Raw genomic sequence first — 18862 nt, 5'->3', positions numbered from 1 at the left:
GCCCGCCTTTTTCGATATGCGGAGGGGCCGGTCTCAGCTTTCGCGCGACAGGCAGTCCTTGAGATTGTTGGCGATCCCGCGCATCAGCTTGAAATAGAGATCCGGGCCGGCATCGAGCGTTGCGGCTTCGGGATCGAGTACGCCGGCCTTGGCCTTGGTGCCCTCGAGCACGACATCGACGAGGCGCGGCTGGAACTGCGGTTCGGCGAAGACGCAGGTTGCGCCAAGGTCCGCCACCTTCTTGTGGATCTCGGCGATCCGCTCGGCGCCGGGGATGGTTTCCGGGCTGACGGTGATCGAGCCGGCGACCCGTACATGATAGCGGTTTTCGAAATACTGGTAGGCGTCGTGGAAGACGATAAAGGGCTTGTCCTTGACCGGTGACACGATACCGGCGATTTCCTTGTCGAGCGCGTCGAGCTTGGCGTTCAGCGCCTCGGCATTGGCCTGGTAAGCAAGGGCGTTGGCGGGGTCGGCGGCCACGAGCGTCGTGGTGATTTCGGCGGCCATGGCCTTGGCGTTTTCGGGGTCGAGCCAGAGGTGGGTGTCGAAAGCGCCGTGGCCGTGGTCATGATCGTCATGCGCCTCGGCGGCATGATCGTGACCGGCCGCTTCTTTGGCGTGATCGTGGCCACCGGCCTCTTCGGCGTGGTCGTGGCCAGCTTCATGCGCCTCGCTATCATGGTCGCCATCGTCATGGGCTTCGAAGGCGCCGCCCTCGCGGAACTTTAGCTTGGTCAGGCCGGGCGCCTTGTCGAGCTCGGCGACGCTGGCATCCTCTCCGAGCGCTTCCAGCGGCTTTTCCAGGAAGGCCTCCAGGCCGGGGCCGATCCAGAAGACGACCTTGGCATCCTGCAGCGCCTTGGCGTTGGAGGGCTTCATCGAATAGGTGTGCGGAGAGGCGGCGCCATCGACGATCAGCTCCGGCGTGCCGACGCCCTGCATGATGGCGGAGACAAGCGAATGCACCGGCTTGATCGAGGTGACGACGACGGGTGCGTCGGCGCCGTGGGCCGTGCCGGCAAGGAGGAGCGCCGGGAGTGCGAGGCCCTGTAGCGCGAGGGAAAGGCCGGTCGCGAGTTTCATGTGCATGCTCCGCTTGAATTGCATAGGTAATGTTATTACATCAATTGCGTTATGCTATAACGTGTGCGATAGCAGGGCGCAACAGCACTTTCGGAAAAATGATGCCATTACCCGCAAATTCCGAGGCGAGACCGCTCGTCTCGCTTTCCAATGTCGGTGTCCGCAGAAACGGCCGCTGGCTGGTTCGTGGCGTCGATTTTTCCGTTTCGCGCGGGGAGATCGTTACGCTGATCGGTCCCAATGGCTCGGGCAAGTCGACGACGGTGAAGACGGCTATCGGCGTGATGAAGGCAGATGAGGGCAAGGTGACGCGGGCGTCCGGCCTGAAGGTCGGCTATGTCCCGCAGAAGCTCGCGATCGACTGGACGCTGCCACTGACGGTGCGCCGGCTAATGACGCTGACGGGGCCGCTTTCGGCCACCGACATGAACGAGGCGCTCGATGCCGTCGGGCTTTCCCATATGCGCGACGCCGAGGTGCAGCACCTTTCCGGCGGTGAGTTCCAGCGAGCGCTGATGGCGCGCGCCATTGCCCGCAAGCCCGATCTGCTGGTTCTCGACGAACCGGTGCAGGGCGTCGATTTCTCCGGCGAGATCGCCATCTACGACCTGATCAAGACCATCCGCAACAGGACGGGATGCGGCATCCTGCTGATCTCGCATGACCTGCATGTTGTGATGGCGGCGACCGATACTGTCATCTGCCTGAACGGCCATGTGTGCTGCCGTGGCACGCCGCAGGCGGTGACGCAGAGCGCCGAATATGTGCGTCTGTTTGGCAGCCGCGCGGCGCAGTCGCTTGCCGTCTACAGTCATGATCATGATCATACGCATCTCCCCGATGGCCGCGTGCTGCATGCGGATGGCTCGGTGACGGACCATTGCCACCCTGACGACGGCCATCACCACGGCCATGATCATGCCGGCCACGATCATGCGGGCCACTCACATGATCATGCGCATCATGACCACGGGCATGCTGGCAATGACCACGGGCATGCTGGCCATGACCACGCCCACCATCATACGGCCGATGACGAGCACGGGCATAAGCATCCGGCGGGAGAGCGCCATGTTTGACGATTTCTTCGTCCGCGCCATCATCGCCGGCGTCGGCCTGGCGCTGACCACGGGCCCGCTCGGCTGCTTCATCATCTGGCGGCGTATGGCCTATTTCGGAGATACGATCTCGCATTCAGCGCTGCTCGGCGTGGCTTTGTCGCTGCTGATGCAGTTCAACCTGACGCTCTCGGTCTTCGTCGTGGCGGCCGCCGTCTCGATCCTGCTGCTCTTGCTGCAGAAGCGGCAGGCTCTCTCGGCCGATGCGCTGCTCGGCATTCTCTCGCACGCGACGCTGGCGATCGGTCTCGTCATGGTCGCCTTCATGACCTGGGTGCGCATCGACCTGATCGCCTTCCTGTTCGGCGATATTCTCGCCGTCTCCAAGGCTGATATCGCCTTCATCTGGGGCGGCGGCATTCTGGTGCTAGGTGCAATCGCCTGGCTGTGGCGGCCGCTGCTTGCCTCGACCGTCAATCCCGAGCTTGCCGAGGCCGAGGGCTTGAAGCCGGAGCGGGCGCGGCTGTTCTTCATGCTATTGATGGCCGTCGTGATCGCGATCGCGATGAAGATCGTCGGCATCATGCTGATCACGTCGCTGCTGATCATTCCGGCCGCCGCTGCCCGTCGCTTCTCGTCGACGCCCGAGATCATGGCGGTGCTCGCCTCGCTGATCGGGGCGGCTGCCGTGGTCGGCGGGCTGTTCGGCTCGCTCACCTACGACACGCCGTCGGGCCCGTCGATCGTGGTCGCGGCTCTCATTCTCTTCATTCTCAGCCTGCTGCCCAAATTCGGGCGGGGCCAGGCCGCCACGGAAGGACAAGGCTCATGAGCGCACCCGCACTGACCAAGAACCAGGCGCTTGTCTTCGACGTTCTCGAAAAGGCCGACGGCCCGCTTAGCGCATATACGATCCTCGACAAACTGCGCGACCACGGTTTTCGCGCGCCGCTGCAGGTGTATCGGGCGCTGGAGAAGCTGCTGGAATATGGTGTCGTGCACCGGCTTGAGAGCATCAACTCCTTCGTCGCCTGCGCGCACCCCGGCGAGAACTGCCACAGCCACGGCATCGTCGCCTTCGCCATCTGCGAGAGCTGCGGCCAGGTGATGGAATTCCACGACCACGAGGTCGACCATCGCCTGATGGACTGGACCAAGTCCAAGAAGTTCAAGGCCGAGAAGACGACGATCGAGATCCGCGGGCTTTGCGAGGCGTGCGCGGCATAGCCGCTGTCGCAGGATCACCTGCAACCGTATGCATCTAATTGGTGTATTATCGTTAGTTGAAATTATAGATTGCATTTCAGGTTGTGCAATCTATAGTGTCCCTGCGTTCAGGGGACATCACTATGAATTTCTCACACAGATTTGCACTGCTATTGGCGCCGTCCTTGCTGGGTGGGTGCGCAGCGTTCGCACCTTCCTACAACGAGGCGATCTACACAAAGCTCGATGGCGCGCATTCCAGCCTCACCAAGATCGAGACGACTATGGAAACCAAGGCTCCGAGCCGCACGCCTTACCGCGCGGTGGAGCCTTACTATATCGATGCACTGGCACAGGTGAAGGAAGCGGGCGAAATCGCCGAGAAGCGACCGGCCTACCTGCACGGCCGCCCTGCAGCCGCTGCCGCGCAACTGGTCGCCGACAATATCGATCGCTGCCACAAGGCGATCGAGCTATCCCGGGCCGCCTATGATGCGGCAGGCCAGGCGCCGAACGAAGCCGACAATATCGCCATCGTCCGCAACACATGCGCCATCGCCAAGACGATGGAAGGCTCGCTGAAGTAGGGGTTCTATCATGGTCGATCTCGCAACATTCGCACCGAAATCCGCCCAAGAGTTGGGTGAGGGGCTGCTGACTGTCGCCGCCGCCAAGGCGAAAGAGCAGTGGGACAAGATCAGACAGGAAATGACTGCGCAGCTCAGCTTCATCGCGCAGATGACGACCAAGGTGATCGCACAACTCGCCGCCAAGGAAATCACGGCGCAGCGCGCCGATGTGACGCTGCATCTCCTCGAATACAATCTGAACAGCGCGCTCGCGGAGTTCAAATTCCTTGTCTACAACGCGGCCCAGAAAATTCTGTCCGCGGTGTTTGATCTCATCAAGGCTGCGGTCAAGAACCTGACGGGCATCAGCCTGCTGTTCTGATGCTGGTTCAGAGCTGTTTCAGATCACGGGCGAAGCGCTGCCAGTTGGCAACGTAGTTCACCGCGGAGCGCTTCAGCCCTTCAATCGCCTTCTCGTCGAGGGTGCGGATGACGCGGGCGGGCGACCCGACGATCAGCGAATTGTCGGGGTATTCCTTGCCCTCGGTGATCAAGGCGCTGGCGCCGACGAGGCAGTTGTTTCCAAGCCTGGCGCCGTTCAGCACTGTTGCCCCCATGCCGACCAGCGAATTGTCGCCGATCGTGCAGCCGTGGACGATCGCGTGATGGCCGATGGTGCAGCCTTCACCGATCGTCAGCGGCGCGCCGGGGTCGGTGTGCAGCATGGCGCCCTCCTGGATATTGGTCGCTTTGCCGATGGTGATCGGCTCATTGTCGCCACGCAGCACCGCGCCGAACCAGATGCCGACATCCGCGCCCAGGATCACCTTGCCGATCACATGTGCGTCCGGCGCGATCCAGTAGGTCCCGGGTGGCGGCAGATCGGGCTGGTGGCCGGAAAGCGCATAGATGGGCATCGGTTCTTCTCCTTCAGGCAACGGTGACTGACAGCGTCGCGATGCCGTCGACGCCGCAGTCGATGCGATCACCGCGCTTGACGGCGCCCACGCCGGCCGGCGTTCCGGTCATGATCACGTCGCCGGGCGCAAGCACGAACAGCTTTGACAGTTCGGCGATGATCTCAGGGACCTTCCAGATCATCTGGTTGAGATCACCATCCTGTGCGCGCTTGCCGTTGAGGTCGAGCCAGATGCGGCCGGCGGCCGGATGCCCGACGCGGGCCGCCGGGATGATCGCCGACACGGGGGCCGAATGTTCAAACGCCTTGGCGATCTCCCATGGGCGCCCCAGCTTCTTTGCTTCGGCCTGCAAGTCGCGGCGCGTGAAATCGATGCCGACGGCATAGCCGTAGATGCAATCGAGTGCTGCTTGTGTGGCAATGTTCTGCCCGCCCGATTTCAGGGCGAGCACGCACTCGACCTCGAAATGGACATCGCTGGACAGCGGCGGGTAGGGGAACTCCTTGCCGGCGGCCAGCAGGTTATCGGCGTTCTTCTGGAAGAAGAAGGGCGGCTCGCGGCTCGGGTCATGCCCCATCTCGATCGCGTGGTCGGCATAGTTGCGCCCGACGCAATAGACGCGCCGGACCGGGAATAATCCGGCCTCGCCCTCGACGGGCAACAGGACAGGCTGGGGAAGGGGGATGACCGTAGCGGAATTGGACATGCTGTGCTCTTGCTGCTGTGTGTGTCCGGCCATCTTAGACGCAAACGATCGAGCGGGGAAAGGATGGTTCGTGTCCCCGCGCGCCAATTTGATCGCCAGTCATTTCAACCTGTTGATCGGAAACCTCAGCGTGGCTCGAACCTGCTGATCTCCAGACCGGCGCCGACGGGGATCTCGACGCTGGTGATGCCTGGCTTGGAGCGGATGGCGCGTGCATAGGCGCGGACGTCTTCGTTGCCGGGGCGTGTCATGTTGTCGGCTATGACGATCGCGCCGGGATTGAGTTTGGGATAGAAAGCCTCCAGGCAGGGGACGTACAAGTCCTTCCACAGGTCGACCAAGTCGAGATCGATGCCGATCTGCAGATCACCGATCATCGCCACTGCATCGCCGACCCTGAAATCGATGTGATCCGAAAGCCCGGCCTTGGTCGCCATGTCGCGCGCATAAGCGGACTTGTATTTGTGCAGCTCCATGGTGATGAGCCTGCCACCCGTCTGCCGGGCAGCCTCCGCCAGCCAGATTCCCGAGTAGCCGAACGAGGTGCCAAGCTCCAGTATGGTCGGAGCAACAAGGCTCTTTGCGATGATGTTGAGCAGCTGACCGGTCTGCGGTCCGACGGCCCGCAGCCGCCGATCCTGCCCGCCGTCGCGCCCGCCGGGTGCTTCCTCCCGCGGGCTGTTCTTCTCCTTGTCGATCAGCTCGTGATAGGCATCGAGCACGGCCAGGATCTTTGAGTCCATGATATCTCCCTTCGGCGGTCGGCGACCACGTAAACGTGCAAGCGGCGGTCGGGCCAATTAATTCGATGTAATGATCGGCCGGTGTTTGCGTTCCGGTATTGCAGCCCTGCGTGGGAGAAACTGGTGTTTCGCCGGTCTTTGCGGTATGAGCGCGGGCATGACCACATCTCATTTCTACGCCGAGGCCTTGAAAACCGGACGGCCGATCTTCGCTGTTGCACCGATGATCGACTGGACCGATCGTCATTGCCGGTATTTTCACCGACAGATCAGTCGCAATGCGCTGCTCTATACCGAAATGGTGGTGGCGGACGCGATCATACATGGGCCGCGCGAGCGGTTGCTGTCGTTCGATGCGGCGGAGCACCCTGTCGCGTTGCAGCTTGGGGGATCGGATCCTGACAAGCTGGTGAAGGCGGTGGAGATTGCGGCGCCCTATGGCTACGACGAGATCAACCTGAATGTCGGCTGCCCCTCGGATCGGGTGCAATCGGGAACATTCGGAGCATGCCTGATGCTGACGCCGGAGACGGTCGCTGCGTGCATCAAGGCGATGAAGGCGGTCTCGGCTGTGCCGGTGACGGTCAAATGCCGGATCGGCGTGGACGAGCAGGACCCGGAAGTGGCCTTGCCCGAGCTGCTGGACCGAGTGCTCGATGCCGGGGCGGATGCCGTATGGATCCATGCCCGCAAGGCCTGGCTGAAGGGCCTGTCGCCGAAGGAGAACCGCGAGATTCCGCCGCTCGACTACGAGATCGTCTACCGCATGAAGCAGGCGCGGCCCGGCGTTTTCGTCGGCATCAACGGCGGCATCCAGACGCTCGATGCAGCCGCGGAACACCTGCGGCATGTCGATGGCGTCATGCTCGGGCGCGCGGCCTACCAGAATGCGGCGGTGCTCGCCGATGTCGACCAGCGCTTGTTCGGCGCGCCGGAGGCCGAGATCGACTGGAACGCCCTGCGCGACCGGATGATGGCCTATGCCGAGCGCCATATCGCTGACGGCGGCCGGTTGCAGCAGGTGGCCCGGCACATGGTCGGCCTGTTTACCGGGCTTCCCGGCGCGCGGCGCTATCGCCAGATCCTGTCGACCGATGCGGTGAAGACAGGGGCGGGGCCCGAGGTGATCGCCGCCGCCTTCGCGGCCGTGGACTTCTCCGGCGCGAAAGAGGTGGTCAGCGCCTAGAGCGGGCGTGCCGCCGGTTATTTGCCGGCGCCGTCCTTGCGTCACGTCGTCGTCCGTTGTCTGGGGCAACAGATCCGATCCTGCAAAAAGCAGAAAAGCCGGCGTTCGCCCGTGTATGTTGAGCCATCATTGCATGGCTGGAAGGCGCGGGGACATCGCTGCGCCAGAAATTTCCTGGCAGAGGCCGCCAGCCGTCCGGCTTCACCCTCGCCAACCATTGCCCCAACGAAAAACGGCGCCCCTTGCGGGGCGCCGTCTCATCCCTGCCGAGGCAGGAATTGTATTAGTTAGCCGAGATGTTGACGGCCTTCGGGCCCTTGCCCATGCGATCCGGCTCGGTGTCGAAGGTTACCTGCTGGCCTTCGCGGAGCGACTGGATGCCGGAAGCCTGAAGAGCGGAGATGTGAACGAAAACGTCCTTTGCACCGCCGTCCGGAGTGATGAAACCAAAACCCTTGTCCTGGTTGAAGAATTTTACGACGCCTTTGGTGGCCATTGGGATAGGTCCTTTTCCCTGTAGTCTGTTTGGTATCCACCCCCCCGAAAGGAAATGGACGGCTTTAGCTTTCGCGCCCCCTCATCTGGATTCAGCGCGCGAAGGGTCAGTCGAGTAGTTCACGAACGGGGAAAGAACGTCTACGCACGTGAGGTCCCCCCACGCCACCTTCCCGCAAGAAGGCTCAGCCACATCAGTCCAGTCACCGGCATGCAAATGCCCGAGTACCGAATTGGTGCCAGTATTCGAAGCAAAATGCAAGCGAGAATATTGTGGCACCAGATGAGACAACCCGGGAATAGCCAAAGATTCAAACACTTGACGAATGGTAAGCGCGCCCGGCTACTGCTGTTTCCTTTTGGGAATGCGTGCCGCAACGGTACGGTTCGCCGCCCGCCGCCGATGCCGTGGCACCAGGCATAGCCGATTAGCGAGCGCCGCCGCCGGCCAGCTTGTGCTGCACCAGCTCGGCGCTGCCGCGGACGTGGGAGACAACCGGCTTGCCCGAGGCATCGGTGATCGCATAGGCGATGACGGTCACCTCTTCCTCGAAGGTCGAGACATAGAGAACCTGCGCCGGATTGACATAGATCATCTGATTGTGGGTGTTCCTGAAGCCTACCATTGCCATGCCTGTCTCCTTCCGTGCAGCGGGCGGCACCTATGCCACGCAGGGGTTGATGCAAGTTTAACGGGCCGCCCCGGAAAATGCATGGCGCGCGGGCCGAGCGCTCAGGCGCCGGCCGCCCCGCGGCAGTACCGGTGCATCTCGGTTTTTCATGGGGCCCGCGGGGCGTCGGGGCCTCCGCAGATGGGGTAAGGACGCTGTGCAGCACTGCGCCCACTCTAAAGAACCTTTTGCAATCCAACATTACTGCAAAGGCGAGGCCTTTTGATGTTCAATAATGGCGATCAATAAGGCGAATACTCCTTCGAATCCCTTGAAGGCTTCTTTGGGAAAGGTGGGAACCACGGTGTCGGCGAAGTAACTTTTGCTCCCCGACACTTCTTTGAAATGAGTATGGTCGTCAAGGTTCAACCTGATCATTTCATCTCCCAATTTCAAGGAAGCTTGTTTCAGTTTAAGGTCGAGCCCCTTCTCATCTACCTTTATATTTAGAAAATCATCCTCAAATAGATACTCGATGGGCATATTTTTGTATTTTTCGCAGTCCGACCGAAAAGATGGTGCCGGCAAGAGAGCTGCGTAAGCTTTTCCGTTTATGCCTCTACGAACTGACTTTTCGTTTATTTCTACATCAGCGAAGTTCCTGTCGATTTTGTGCTCACGTATCCCCGCGTCATCGTAGTCGAATAGCCCGACGACAGTATGCGGGTGATCAGCGGCCACTCCCTTCAGGCACACCGCGAGACTTTGGGCTCCGCCGTTACCTGAACCAGTGTCGCCTGCACTAGTCTCGCAGCTTCTGATCTTAAAGGGTATATCCTTGTCACCGTAAAGTTTTTCCCAGGCTGTTTGTAGTATTTTTGCGTCAGTTCGGCCTTCCGTGAGCACGACAGGAATGGATATGCTCTGAAGTTCTCGATTTAACGTTTTTATTCGTTCTTCCGCTCTTTGTGCTCTTTCTTCAATCTTTGCTATATCTTTTAGGGCCTCTGCTACTGCCGGCAAATAGAAACCTTCCCCAATGGCCTGCTGTGGATCCAGCTTTTCCAGTTCTCTACCCTGTAAGACCGTCGAAAGTTTATGTTCGTCCTTGCTGACGTAAAATCTCGAAATATTCTCATCATCGAGCAGATAAAAAGAAGAACTATGAGTAGTCATAAAAATTTGTATGCGGGAATCCTTGGCTAGCGAGAGAATTCTTTTCGCTTCTGATTGCGCGGCGACGAAGTCGAGTGAATTCTCCGGTTCTTCAAATCCCCAGATATGGTATTCAAAGCTGTCGTTGTCAGATATATATTTGAGTAGTTCTGGGATGTGGCGTGCTTTAATCCCGTCACCTCGTTGGCGCGTCAGAGACTTAGGGTCAGTTTCCCCGTCACCGAGTGTTTCAAAATCAAGAGTTTTGAAAAGTTCACTTAGTTGGGTAGGGGCGCCGATTTTAGTATTCGATGACACGTCCTTGGGTAGGGTCGAGAACATTGCATTTGTAAGATTTTGGACCTCACTGGAAAAGCCGTTCACGGCTTCCTTGAAGGCCGGTGCGCTTGCGAGGGTCTCGTGTATTTCCGACAAAAGCATTTCAAATATAGATATATCTTTGATTGCCGGTATGTATATGAACCTTATTTTGTTTAGGAAGCGAGTTGCGATATGTCGTCTGTTTGAGGGTATGCTTTTTGATATTTCCTCGTGGTAATCGATTCCTCGAGATACCGTCCACTGACGCTTAACGTAGAAGCTTTCTCCTAGAGATTTTTGAAATGATTTTGGCGTGTTAAAAGTCACCTTGACGTACAGGAATTTCCGAATGTCTTCCGATTCTTCAGATTCCTTTCGACGGAAATCACAAAAATCTGTTTCGAAATCAAAGTCCTGGATATGGTCTGGGTTCCCTGCAAAAAATAGGTTAAGTGCTCTTACAATATTGGATTTTCCGGAATCATTTTTCCCGAAGATGACGTTCAGATCACTAAGGTTTCGTATTTTGAATTTGTAGAAACTGCGAAAATACGAGACCTCAATTTCATTGATTAAGTTCAATTTTCACCCCAATTGTATCGCAGATACATCAAATTTTAGTTGCGTCGCAATCATACGCACTCTGTCAGATTCTTTTGTTGAGGCAACATCTTAAGTACAATTTTGGCGCGACTTCGGACAATCGTAGTCGCGCGCTGGCGGGGGCTACCGCCCCGGTCGCCCCGTCTTGCCCTTCGTCCGCTTCACGTCCCCGGGATCCTCATAGCTCCCAACGCCCGTCTTGCCGCGCACCAGCCGGCGCGGGTCGTCGCGGTCGGGTTGGCCTTCGAGCAGGGGTGAGAAGCGCTTGGTGCTCTTGGCGGTATCCGGCTTGTCCGGCAGCTTGCCGGTAACGGGCTTTTCGGTGCGGCCGACGGTCATTTCGTCGAGGTCGTTGCGGCGGAACAGGGGGCGGGCGGTGTCTGTGCCGGGGCCCATGTCGTCGAGGCTGGGCTTGGCGAAGAGGGATTGCGGGGCCGCGCTTGCGGCCGGCTTGCCGGCTTTATTGCTGCTTTCCTGCGAGCGTGCCTCTTCCCGCGCCATCGGGTCGTCCATGACCGCCAGTTCGGCAGCCTTGAGGCGTTTGATTTCGTCGCGCAGGCGCGCGGCTTTTTCGAAGTCGAGGTCGGCGGCGGCGTCGCGCATCTGCTTTTCCAGCGCGTTGAGATGGGTCTGCAGGTTGCCGCCCACGAGGTTGCCGCCGTCGGCAAAGCCCTTGCCTGATACACCCGAGATGTCGGCGCGGACGTGGTCGCGTTCGTAGACGCTGTCGAGGATGTCGGAGATCTTCGCCTTCACCGATTCCGGGGTGATGCCGTGTTCGGTGTTATAGGCCACCTGCTTCTCGCGGCGGCGGGCGGTCTCGTCCATGGCGCGCTGCATCGAGCCGGTGATCTGGTCGGCATAGAGGATGACCTTGCCGTCGACGTTACGCGCCGCGCGGCCGATCGTCTGGACCAGCGAGGTCTCGGAGCGCAAAAAGCCTTCCTTGTCGGCGTCGAGGATGGCGACGAAGCCGCATTCGGGAATGTCGAGGCCTTCGCGCAGAAGGTTGATGCCGACGAGAACGTCGAAGGCGCCGAGGCGCAAGTCGCGGATGATCTCGATACGCTCCAGCGTGTCGATGTCGGAGTGCATGTAGCGGACGCGCACGCCCTGTTCATGCAGATATTCGGTGAGGTCCTCGGCCATGCGCTTGGTGAGCACGGTGCAGAGCGTGCGGTATCCCTTGGCGGCGGTCTCGCGGATCTCGCCCAGCACGTCGTCGACCTGGCTGCGGGCGGAGCGGACTTCGACCGGCGGGTCGATCAGGCCGGTCGGGCGGATCACCTGCTCGGCGAAGACGCCGCCTGACTGGTCGAGTTCCCAGCCGCCGGGCGTGGCCGAGACGGCGACCGTGTCGGGGCGCATCGCGTCCCATTCCTCGAAGCGCAGCGGCCGGTTGTCCATGCAGGACGGCAGGCGGAAGCCGTATTCGGCGAGCGTCGCCTTTCGGCGGAAGTCGCCCCGGTACATGCCGCCGATCTGCGGAATGGTGACGTGGCTTTCGTCGATGAAGAGCAGGGCGTTGTCGGGAATATATTCGAACAGGGTCGGCGGCGGCTCGCCGGGGCTGCGGCCGGTGAGATAGCGCGAATAGTTCTCGATGCCGGCGCAGGAACCCGTGGCTTCCAGCATCTCGACATCGTAGCGGGTGCGCTGCTCCAGGCGTTGGGCTTCCAGCAGGCGGCCGGCCTTTTCGAGCTCGGCGAGACGCAGGCGCAGCTCTTCCTTGATCGCCTTGATGGCGCCGTTCAGCGTCGGGCGCGGGGTGACATAGTGGCTGTTGGCGTAGATCTTCACGCTCTTCAGGTCGCCGGTCTTCTGGCCGGTGAGCGGGTCGAATTCGGTGATGGCGTCGATCTCGTCGCCGAACATCGAGATGCGCCAAGCCGCGTCTTCCAAGTGGGCCGGGAAGATTTCGATGGTGTCGCCGCGCACGCGGAAGGAGCCGCGCACGAAGTTGATGTCCTGGCGCTTGTATTGCTGCGCCACGAGATCGGCCAATAGTTGACGCTGGTCGAGGCGGTCGCCGACCTCCATCTGGAAGGTCATGGCGGTGTAGGTCTCGACCGAGCCGATACCGTAGATGCAGGAGACGGAGGCGACGATGATGCAATCGTCGCGCTCGAGCAGCGAGCGGGTGGCGGAGTGGCGCATGCGGTCGATCTGTTCGTTGATCGAACTTTCCTTCTCGATGAAGGTATCGGAGCGCGGCACATAGGCTTCCGGCTGGTAGTAGTCGTAGTAGGAGACGAAATATTCCACCGCGTTGTCGGGGAAGAAGTTCTTGAATTCGCTGTAGAGCTGGGCCGCCAGAGTCTTGTTCGGCGCCAGGATGACGGCCGGGCGCTGGGTGGCCTCGATCACCTTGGCCATGGTGAAGGTCTTGCCGGAGCCGGTGACGCCGAGCAGAACCTGGCTGCGGTCGCCATTCTCCAGGCCCTCGACGAGGTCCTTGATGGCGGTCGGCTGGTCGCCGGCCGGCTGGTATTCGGAGGCCATGCGGATCTCGATGCCGCCTTCGGATTTCGGCGGCCGGGCCGGGCGATGCGGCGTCCACATCTTGCCGTCCTTGAACAGCGGATTGCCGCTCTCGATCAGCGCCGAAAGGGCTTCCACCGTGGCGGTCACGGCGGTGCCGGCCTTCAGCGCGGCCGCGTCTTCCAAGGAGACGTCGAGACCGGAGACCGGGTTGAGGCCTGCGGCCGCGCGCGTCTTCGGGTCGGTCGAGCCGCCCATGGATGTGCCGCGCGCGGATTTGGAGGCGGCGATCTCCACCTTCTTGCGGTGCTTGCCCGCCTTCGAGGCGATCTGGCGCTGGGTCTCGACGCCGGAGGCCTCGGCATCGGCCTCCAGCTGCTTCACCCAATCGGCGACGGAACCCTCCAGCGGCGCGCCTTCGAACGCGGATTGGGAAGCTTCCTCGAAACCATCGGCGGCGGGGGACTTTTTCGGAGATTTGGCCATGGCCGGAATATGGAGAGAGTCAGCGCGAAATGGAAGAGGCAAAGAGTACAAAAGGGAAACGGATTTTTGCAGCCTGAAGGCGCGATATTGTTGCGATCACGCAAAACGTGATGGAACAAGGGCAGCATTGCTGACGTTCCAGAACGCTGCCCGTCACAGCATGACCCGCGCCCGCTCGGGCGATCCCTCTCTTCGACGGCATCCGGACATTGCCCGCCTCGCCGCCGCTTTCGGACGGAGGAACAATGATGTCCGCACTGGAAAGCCTGCGCCGGCTGACGCCGCAGCAGCGCAACACCGTCATCGCCAGCTATCTCGGCTGGACGCTCGACGCCTTCGACTTCTTCATACTCGTCTTCGTTCTCAAATATATCGCCGAGGAATTCCACACCGACGTTCCCGCCGTCTCGGTGGCGATCCTGCTGACGCTGGCGATGCGGCCGGTCGGGGCGCTGCTCTTCGGGCTGGCGTCGGACAAATACGGGCGGCGGATCACGCTGATGGTTAACGTGCTGCTCTATTCGATCTTCGAATTCCTCACCGGCTTCTCCACCGGGCTTACCATGTTCATCGTGCTGCGCGCGCTCTACGGCATCGCCATGGGCGGCGAGTGGGGTGTCGGCGCGTCGCTGGTCATGGAAACGGTGCCGGAGGAGAGCAGGGGTATCGTCTCCGGCATCCTGCAGGCGGGCTATCCCTCGGGCTATCTGCTGGCCTCTATCGTGTTCTTCCTGCTCTTTCCCATCATCGGCTGGCGTGGCATGTTCTTCGTCGGAGCGGCGCCAGCGTTGCTGGTGCTTTATATCCGCCGCAGCGTCGAGGAGAGCCCGGCCTTCCTGAAGCGGCAGAGCCAGGAGCGGCGGCCGTTCCTCACCGTGCTGCGCGAGAATATCCCGCTGTTTCTCTGGGCGGTTCTGCTGATGACGGCGTTCAACTTCTTCAGCCATGGCACGCAGGATCTCTATCCGACCTTCCTGGAGACGCAGCGCAATTACGACAGTTACACCACCGGCGCCATCGCCATCGTCTACAATATCGGGGCGATCTGCGGCGGGCTATTCTTCGGGGCGCTGTCGCAGCGCATCGGCCGCAAGAAGGCGATCGTGATCGCCGCCCTGATCGCGGTGCCGGTGGCGCCGCTCTGGGTCTATGCGCCCGGTCCGGTGCTGCTCGCTATCGGCGCCTTCCTGATGCAGTTCTTCGTGCAAGGCGCCTGGGGCATCGTGCCGGTGCATCTGAATGAGCTGTCGCCGGACGAGGTGCGCGGCACCTTCCCGGGCTTCGCTTACCAGCTCGGCAACCTGTTGGCCTCCGGAAACGCAACGATCCAGGCGGGTTTGGCGGCGCGTTGGGACGGCGACTACGCCTATGCGCTGTTGATCGTCGCAGCCATTGTCGCCATCGTGGTGGCGGTGCTGGCCGGTCTCGGCTTCGAGAAAAAGGATGTCCGCTTCGGCGGAGAAACGGTCGATGACCACCGCCACGCGATGCGTGTGTGATTGGTAGAGGGCGGTCGTCTGACGACCGCCCGCGGACTTTGTCATCACTGTCACGTTTCCGTAGGATTTTCTTAACTGTCTTTCGCTAGCTTTTCCCTGGGGGGTAGGTATTGCGTCTCTCCACGAGATTTTGATGGATTCACCCGAGAATTTCGCGTTCGCGCTCCCGGTCATGATGTTGACCTTCGGTTGTGTCTTTCTCGCCGTCGGCCGTTTCGGGTCGCGCGAGGCCTACCACTGGGCTGCCGGTTTTCTGTGTGCAGCCGTCGCCTTCTCCGTTCCCATGCTTCTCTACATGGCGCCACAACCGGTGCAGGCGCTGACGGCGGAAGCGTTCTTTCTTGCCGCGTTTTATTGGTATGGCGGCGCGCTGCTCAAGCGGTTCAACCAACCTTCCCGCTTCTTGCTCCGAACGACTTTCTGCGTGCTCGTCTACGCCGTGCTGGCCTATACGGTCCTAGTGCTCCAGAGCCTGCCGGTTGAGCTCATCGTCAGCGACGCGGCCTGTGTCATCCTGTTGGCGTTTGCCATTGTCGTGTCCTTTCGCAGTGCCCGCGAACCGATCGATCGAATCCTGCTCGGCGTCGCTTCTTTGATTGTCCTCGAGACGATCGTTCGCGACGTTGCGCTGCTTGGCTTTCTGTCATCGGCTCCAAGCCCCGATGAATTCGAGAGCTCCATCTACGCCTTTGTCATGCAGGCGGGCGCATCCGTCATTGCCCTGCTTTTTGCGCTTTCGGCGCTTGCTGCCACCACGCTCGACACGATTGCACAATACCGTCACGCCGCGGAGCGGGACTCGTTGAGCGGCCTTCTCAACCGGCGCGCTTTCGAGGAGGCGGCCAGGAAGCTGCAGGCGCGGGGAGAGCTTAGCGGTGTCGTGATCATCTGCGACATCGATCATTTCAAACGCATCAACGACACGTTCGGCCATGCCGCGGGGGATACCGTTATTGCCTGGCTGGCAGATCTGTTGCGGGCGCGGCTTCCCAAGGGCGCCTTTGCGGCGCGATTTGGCGGCGAGGAGTTCGTCGCATTCCTTCCGAGAGTTGGCCTTGCCGAGGGCGGAAAGTTTGCCAATATCGTTCGTCAAGCCTTCGCCGCTGCCGATCTCAAGGAAATCGGTGACACCGGGAAGATAACGGCGAGCTTCGGCGTTGCGATCGTCAATGCCAGCGAGGCGCCGATGATCGATCATATCGGTCGTGCGGATGCCGCCCTTTACGCCGCAAAGAAGGCCGGACGCAACCGTGTCATGCTCGAAGGCACGCCTGCAAGGGAAGCGCCGGCAATCCACATTGCGTCGTAGGCACCGACGATCAGTGCGTCACGCCCGATAACGCAGAGCATTCGCCAGCGCGCAAGGCTATCGATGGTTCCCGCTTGCGCCAGCCCGAGTGTGTAGACATCAACGAAATCCTGTTCCGTGAGACGATGCAGGAGTATTGATCCAGTGGGTGGACGCTTTGGTCGCCCTTTATCGAGCGAACGGTTGGAGGGTGAATTGAAGCCTCGCGTCATCATGCACATGGGATCCAGCATCGACGGCCGGATCGTGCCCGAACACTGGCCCGACGACCTCACTGAGCAACTGACGGAGATCTATGAGGGGATCCACGAAGCACTTGGGGGCGACGCATGGTGTGTCGGCCGCGTGACGATGGCGGACTTCGCGGAAGGTGAACCCATTGCGGCGACTGCGATGCAGGCTTATGCGCGTACCACGTGGAAGGCGCCCGCCGCCAATGCAGGACCCTATGCCGTTGCCGTCGACCGATATGCGAAGCTGCATATGAACATCGACAACATCAACGGCGATCCGATCGTCATGATTCTCTCGGAGGATGTTTCCGACGACCACCTCGCCGAACTGCAGCGGGACGGCATCTCCTATATCTTCGCGGGCGCGTCCGAAATCGATCTGTCGCTGGCGCTTGATGTGCTCGGACGGGACTTCGGGATCCGGACGCTGCTGCTTGAGGGTGGTGGCGGCATCAACGGCAGCTTCCTGGCATCGGGCCTCATCGACGAGATCAGCCTGTTGATCCTGCCGATTGCCGATGGGAGCGCGGGCATGCCGACGACATTCGACCGGCCGGCGGGAGATGCAACGCGCCTAGCGCTGAAGGGCGTCGACAGGTTGCCCCACGACGTGCTGCATCTGCGTTACGACGTCCTGTAGCGACCACCGCCAATCCTTCAGACGATCACCGGCATCAGGAAGGCGACGAACTCCGATTGCTTTGCGCCTGAACTGTTCTTTTCCAGCAATGGAAAGGTCTTTTCGCAGACCGTGTTGCTCTGGTTGCCGCCAAGCAGGGTGACCGTCGTGCTGGTCCAGGAGACCACGAAGCCGACATGGCCGTTGCCGGTTGTCCACTTCGGGTCGGTGAACGGCGCATAGCGGCGTACCGCGATGGCGCCGGGCTGTGGTCCCGACAGCACGTGGAACTGGTTCTTCTTGTTCCAGAAAAAGGACCGCGCGCCGGGGTGGTCGGTTCCCATGTGACCGCTGGTGACCAGGCAGTAGTTGACGAATGCCGCGCACCAGTCGACTTCGTCGCCGCCCGCGACTTCGAACCAGGGCGCACAGACCTTGAAATAGTTCAGGATGCGCGGGTTCTCGCCGGGGTCGGGCCATTGGCTGCGCTCGCGTAGCGGAAGGGCGGCTTCTCGCCGGGCAATTGCCATCCAGTCCTGCGTGGCGGATGCGGCGGATGAGGCGACCCCGATCTTCGCGTTCATCAGCGGCGCGGGTGGCGCATTGGCGCGGATGATTCCGGGCTTCCATCCCTCGATGATCTGGATCGTGTTGGCGATGCGACGGAAGTCGTCTGCCTTGAGATCAGAAAGGACGGCGTCGAGCGCTATGCCCGTCTTGTCGTGAATGAACCTGGCGTAAGCCTCGGAGTTGTTTTCACTCGGCGGCGCGTAGCGGAAGATCGCGTTCTTCAAGGTCAACCTGATGTAGGCTGCCGTCTTCATAAGCGCGATGATCGCGGCCTTGCCGACCGTTTCGTCCGGAAAGATCGCGAAGCTGCCGTCGTCGCCAATGGCGCCGCAGTTGCGCGAGAAATCGCCCTTGCGGATATTGCCGGGATTGCAGTTGCGCCACGAGCGGGACCCGCCTTCACGGATTTGGTCGCGTCCGTCGGCATCGGTGTAGAGGATTGTTTTCGGCGCGATGGACCGCGCGTGGACAAACTCGCCGGGCGCGCCGGCAGGCGGAGGGCTCGGATCGTCCATGTTGGCGACCGGCGGGCTGCTCGGCAGCGCCTGATCCAGCCGCTCCGTGTCCATCGAGGGGCTCGACGGGGTATAGACAACCGTGTAGGCGCCGTCGCTCTTGGTCAGCGACAGCACGATCATTTTCGTCTGTACGAGATCGGCAAGTGTATCTGCCAATCCTGCTTCGGGAATGCCTCTCAGGGTTTCCATGGCAAGGCTCCGCCTTCGGATGCCGCTTTGCGGCACCGCGATGTTTTTCGGTTGGAATTCGGTATCGATAGAGCGGCGTCGAGACATGCAACGGCCGCATTCTCCCAGGCGGATCTATCAAATGCATATATCCGTGGTGATTGATACAAATCGCACGCAATCACAAATTGTGCATTGTTTTCTCGACCGCGCAAACCGGCGACAGGGTCTCTTTCGTGGGCCGTTAACGGTATGAAATCGCGGAAGAATTACAAATTGTCCATGTTCCGAAATTGCCGCAATTTTCGACAGGTTTGCTG

Annotated in this window: 18 protein-coding genes; 9 read left to right on the top strand and 9 right to left on the bottom strand. The window is 60.7% G+C overall.

All coding sequences use genetic code 11. The annotated features are described in order from the left end of the window. Positions 1-33: 33 nt before the first annotated feature. Entirely contained in the window at positions 34-1086 is a 1053-nt protein-coding gene (locus A6U87_RS24935) for a zinc ABC transporter substrate-binding protein (RefSeq protein ID WP_065694003.1), read from the bottom strand. Between the two features lie 101 nt (positions 1087-1187). Here A6U87_RS24935 and A6U87_RS24930 point away from each other — a divergent pair, with 101 nt between their 5' ends. From A6U87_RS24930 to A6U87_RS24910, 5 genes are all read left to right on the top strand, one after another. Further along, positions 1188-2165, top strand: a complete 978-nt coding sequence (locus A6U87_RS24930; RefSeq protein WP_065694002.1) for a metal ABC transporter ATP-binding protein — start codon at positions 1188-1190, stop codon at positions 2163-2165. Then, complete coding sequence (locus A6U87_RS24925) at positions 2158-2976, top strand: iron chelate uptake ABC transporter family permease subunit (protein WP_065694001.1); 819 nt, start codon at positions 2158-2160, stop codon at positions 2974-2976. Before A6U87_RS24930 ends, A6U87_RS24925 begins: the two co-directional genes overlap by 8 nt. Further along, positions 2973-3371 carry a Fur family transcriptional regulator gene (locus A6U87_RS24920; protein ID WP_018900623.1) on the top strand — a complete coding sequence of 133 codons (399 nt, stop codon included), beginning with the start codon at positions 2973-2975 and terminating at the stop codon, positions 3369-3371. Before A6U87_RS24925 ends, A6U87_RS24920 begins: the two co-directional genes overlap by 4 nt. Before the next feature lie 122 nt (positions 3372-3493). Further along, the gene (locus A6U87_RS24915) at positions 3494-3937 is read left to right on the top strand and encodes a hypothetical protein (protein ID WP_065694000.1); all 444 of its coding nucleotides are present in this window, start codon (positions 3494-3496) and stop codon (positions 3935-3937) included. Positions 3938-3947: 10 nt separating this feature from the next. Further along, a complete protein-coding gene (locus A6U87_RS24910) occupies positions 3948-4301 on the top strand; it encodes a hypothetical protein (protein WP_065693999.1) in 354 nt (117 codons plus the stop codon). Between the two features lie 7 nt (positions 4302-4308). Here A6U87_RS24910 and A6U87_RS24905 read toward each other — a convergent pair whose 3' ends face one another. From A6U87_RS24905 to A6U87_RS24895, 3 genes are all read right to left on the bottom strand, one after another. Continuing rightward, positions 4309-4836, bottom strand: a complete 528-nt coding sequence (locus A6U87_RS24905) for a gamma carbonic anhydrase family protein (RefSeq protein ID WP_065693998.1) — start codon at positions 4834-4836, stop codon at positions 4309-4311. Positions 4837-4849: 13 nt separating this feature from the next. Next, positions 4850-5545 carry a fumarylacetoacetate hydrolase family protein gene (locus tag A6U87_RS24900; protein WP_065693997.1) on the bottom strand — a complete coding sequence of 232 codons (696 nt, stop codon included), beginning with the start codon at positions 5543-5545 and terminating at the stop codon, positions 4850-4852. A 125-nt stretch (positions 5546-5670) separates the two neighbouring features. Beyond that, positions 5671-6288, bottom strand: a complete 618-nt coding sequence (locus A6U87_RS24895; RefSeq protein ID WP_065693996.1) for an O-methyltransferase — start codon at positions 6286-6288, stop codon at positions 5671-5673. A gap of 187 nt (positions 6289-6475) precedes the next feature. Between A6U87_RS24895 and dusA the strand changes: the two genes are divergently transcribed. After that, positions 6476-7474, top strand: coding sequence for a tRNA dihydrouridine(20/20a) synthase DusA (gene dusA, locus A6U87_RS24890; protein ID WP_198928763.1), 999 nt, complete (start codon positions 6476-6478; stop codon positions 7472-7474). A 283-nt stretch (positions 7475-7757) separates the two neighbouring features. Here the strand turns inward: dusA and A6U87_RS24885 are convergent, their stop codons facing one another. The 4 genes from A6U87_RS24885 to uvrB form a co-directional block, all read right to left on the bottom strand. After that, complete coding sequence (locus A6U87_RS24885; RefSeq protein WP_018900054.1) at positions 7758-7970, bottom strand: cold-shock protein; 213 nt, start codon at positions 7968-7970, stop codon at positions 7758-7760. Between the two features lie 427 nt (positions 7971-8397). Next, positions 8398-8601 carry a hypothetical protein gene (locus A6U87_RS24880; protein ID WP_065693995.1) on the bottom strand — a complete coding sequence of 68 codons (204 nt, stop codon included), beginning with the start codon at positions 8599-8601 and terminating at the stop codon, positions 8398-8400. A 240-nt stretch (positions 8602-8841) separates the two neighbouring features. Continuing rightward, complete coding sequence (locus tag A6U87_RS24875) at positions 8842-10638, bottom strand: ATP-dependent endonuclease (protein WP_065693994.1); 1797 nt, start codon at positions 10636-10638, stop codon at positions 8842-8844. 144 nt (positions 10639-10782) lie between these two features. Then, positions 10783-13626 carry an excinuclease ABC subunit UvrB gene (gene uvrB / locus A6U87_RS24870; RefSeq protein WP_065693993.1) on the bottom strand — a complete coding sequence of 948 codons (2844 nt, stop codon included), beginning with the start codon at positions 13624-13626 and terminating at the stop codon, positions 10783-10785. Positions 13627-13874: 248 nt separating this feature from the next. On the opposite strand from uvrB, the gene A6U87_RS24865 reads away from it, so the two are divergent. From A6U87_RS24865 to A6U87_RS24855, 3 genes are all read left to right on the top strand, one after another. Next, a complete protein-coding gene (locus A6U87_RS24865) occupies positions 13875-15125 on the top strand; it encodes an MFS transporter (protein ID WP_065694103.1) in 1251 nt (416 codons plus the stop codon). A gap of 133 nt (positions 15126-15258) precedes the next feature. Next, positions 15259-16434 carry a GGDEF domain-containing protein gene (locus A6U87_RS24860; RefSeq protein ID WP_065693992.1) on the top strand — a complete coding sequence of 392 codons (1176 nt, stop codon included), beginning with the start codon at positions 15259-15261 and terminating at the stop codon, positions 16432-16434. Positions 16435-16629: 195 nt separating this feature from the next. After that, complete coding sequence (locus A6U87_RS24855) at positions 16630-17307, top strand: dihydrofolate reductase family protein (protein ID WP_065693991.1); 678 nt, start codon at positions 16630-16632, stop codon at positions 17305-17307. A gap of 17 nt (positions 17308-17324) precedes the next feature. Here the strand turns inward: A6U87_RS24855 and A6U87_RS24850 are convergent, their stop codons facing one another. Next, a complete protein-coding gene (locus A6U87_RS24850; protein WP_244499566.1) occupies positions 17325-18563 on the bottom strand; it encodes a TIGR02594 family protein in 1239 nt (412 codons plus the stop codon). Between the last annotated feature and the right edge of the window lie 299 nt (positions 18564-18862).

This window comes from Rhizobium sp. AC44/96 (assembly GCF_001692185.1).
Classification (GTDB): Bacteria; Pseudomonadota; Alphaproteobacteria; order Rhizobiales; family Rhizobiaceae; genus Rhizobium.
This window is presented reverse-complemented; position numbering and strand designations above follow the sequence as displayed.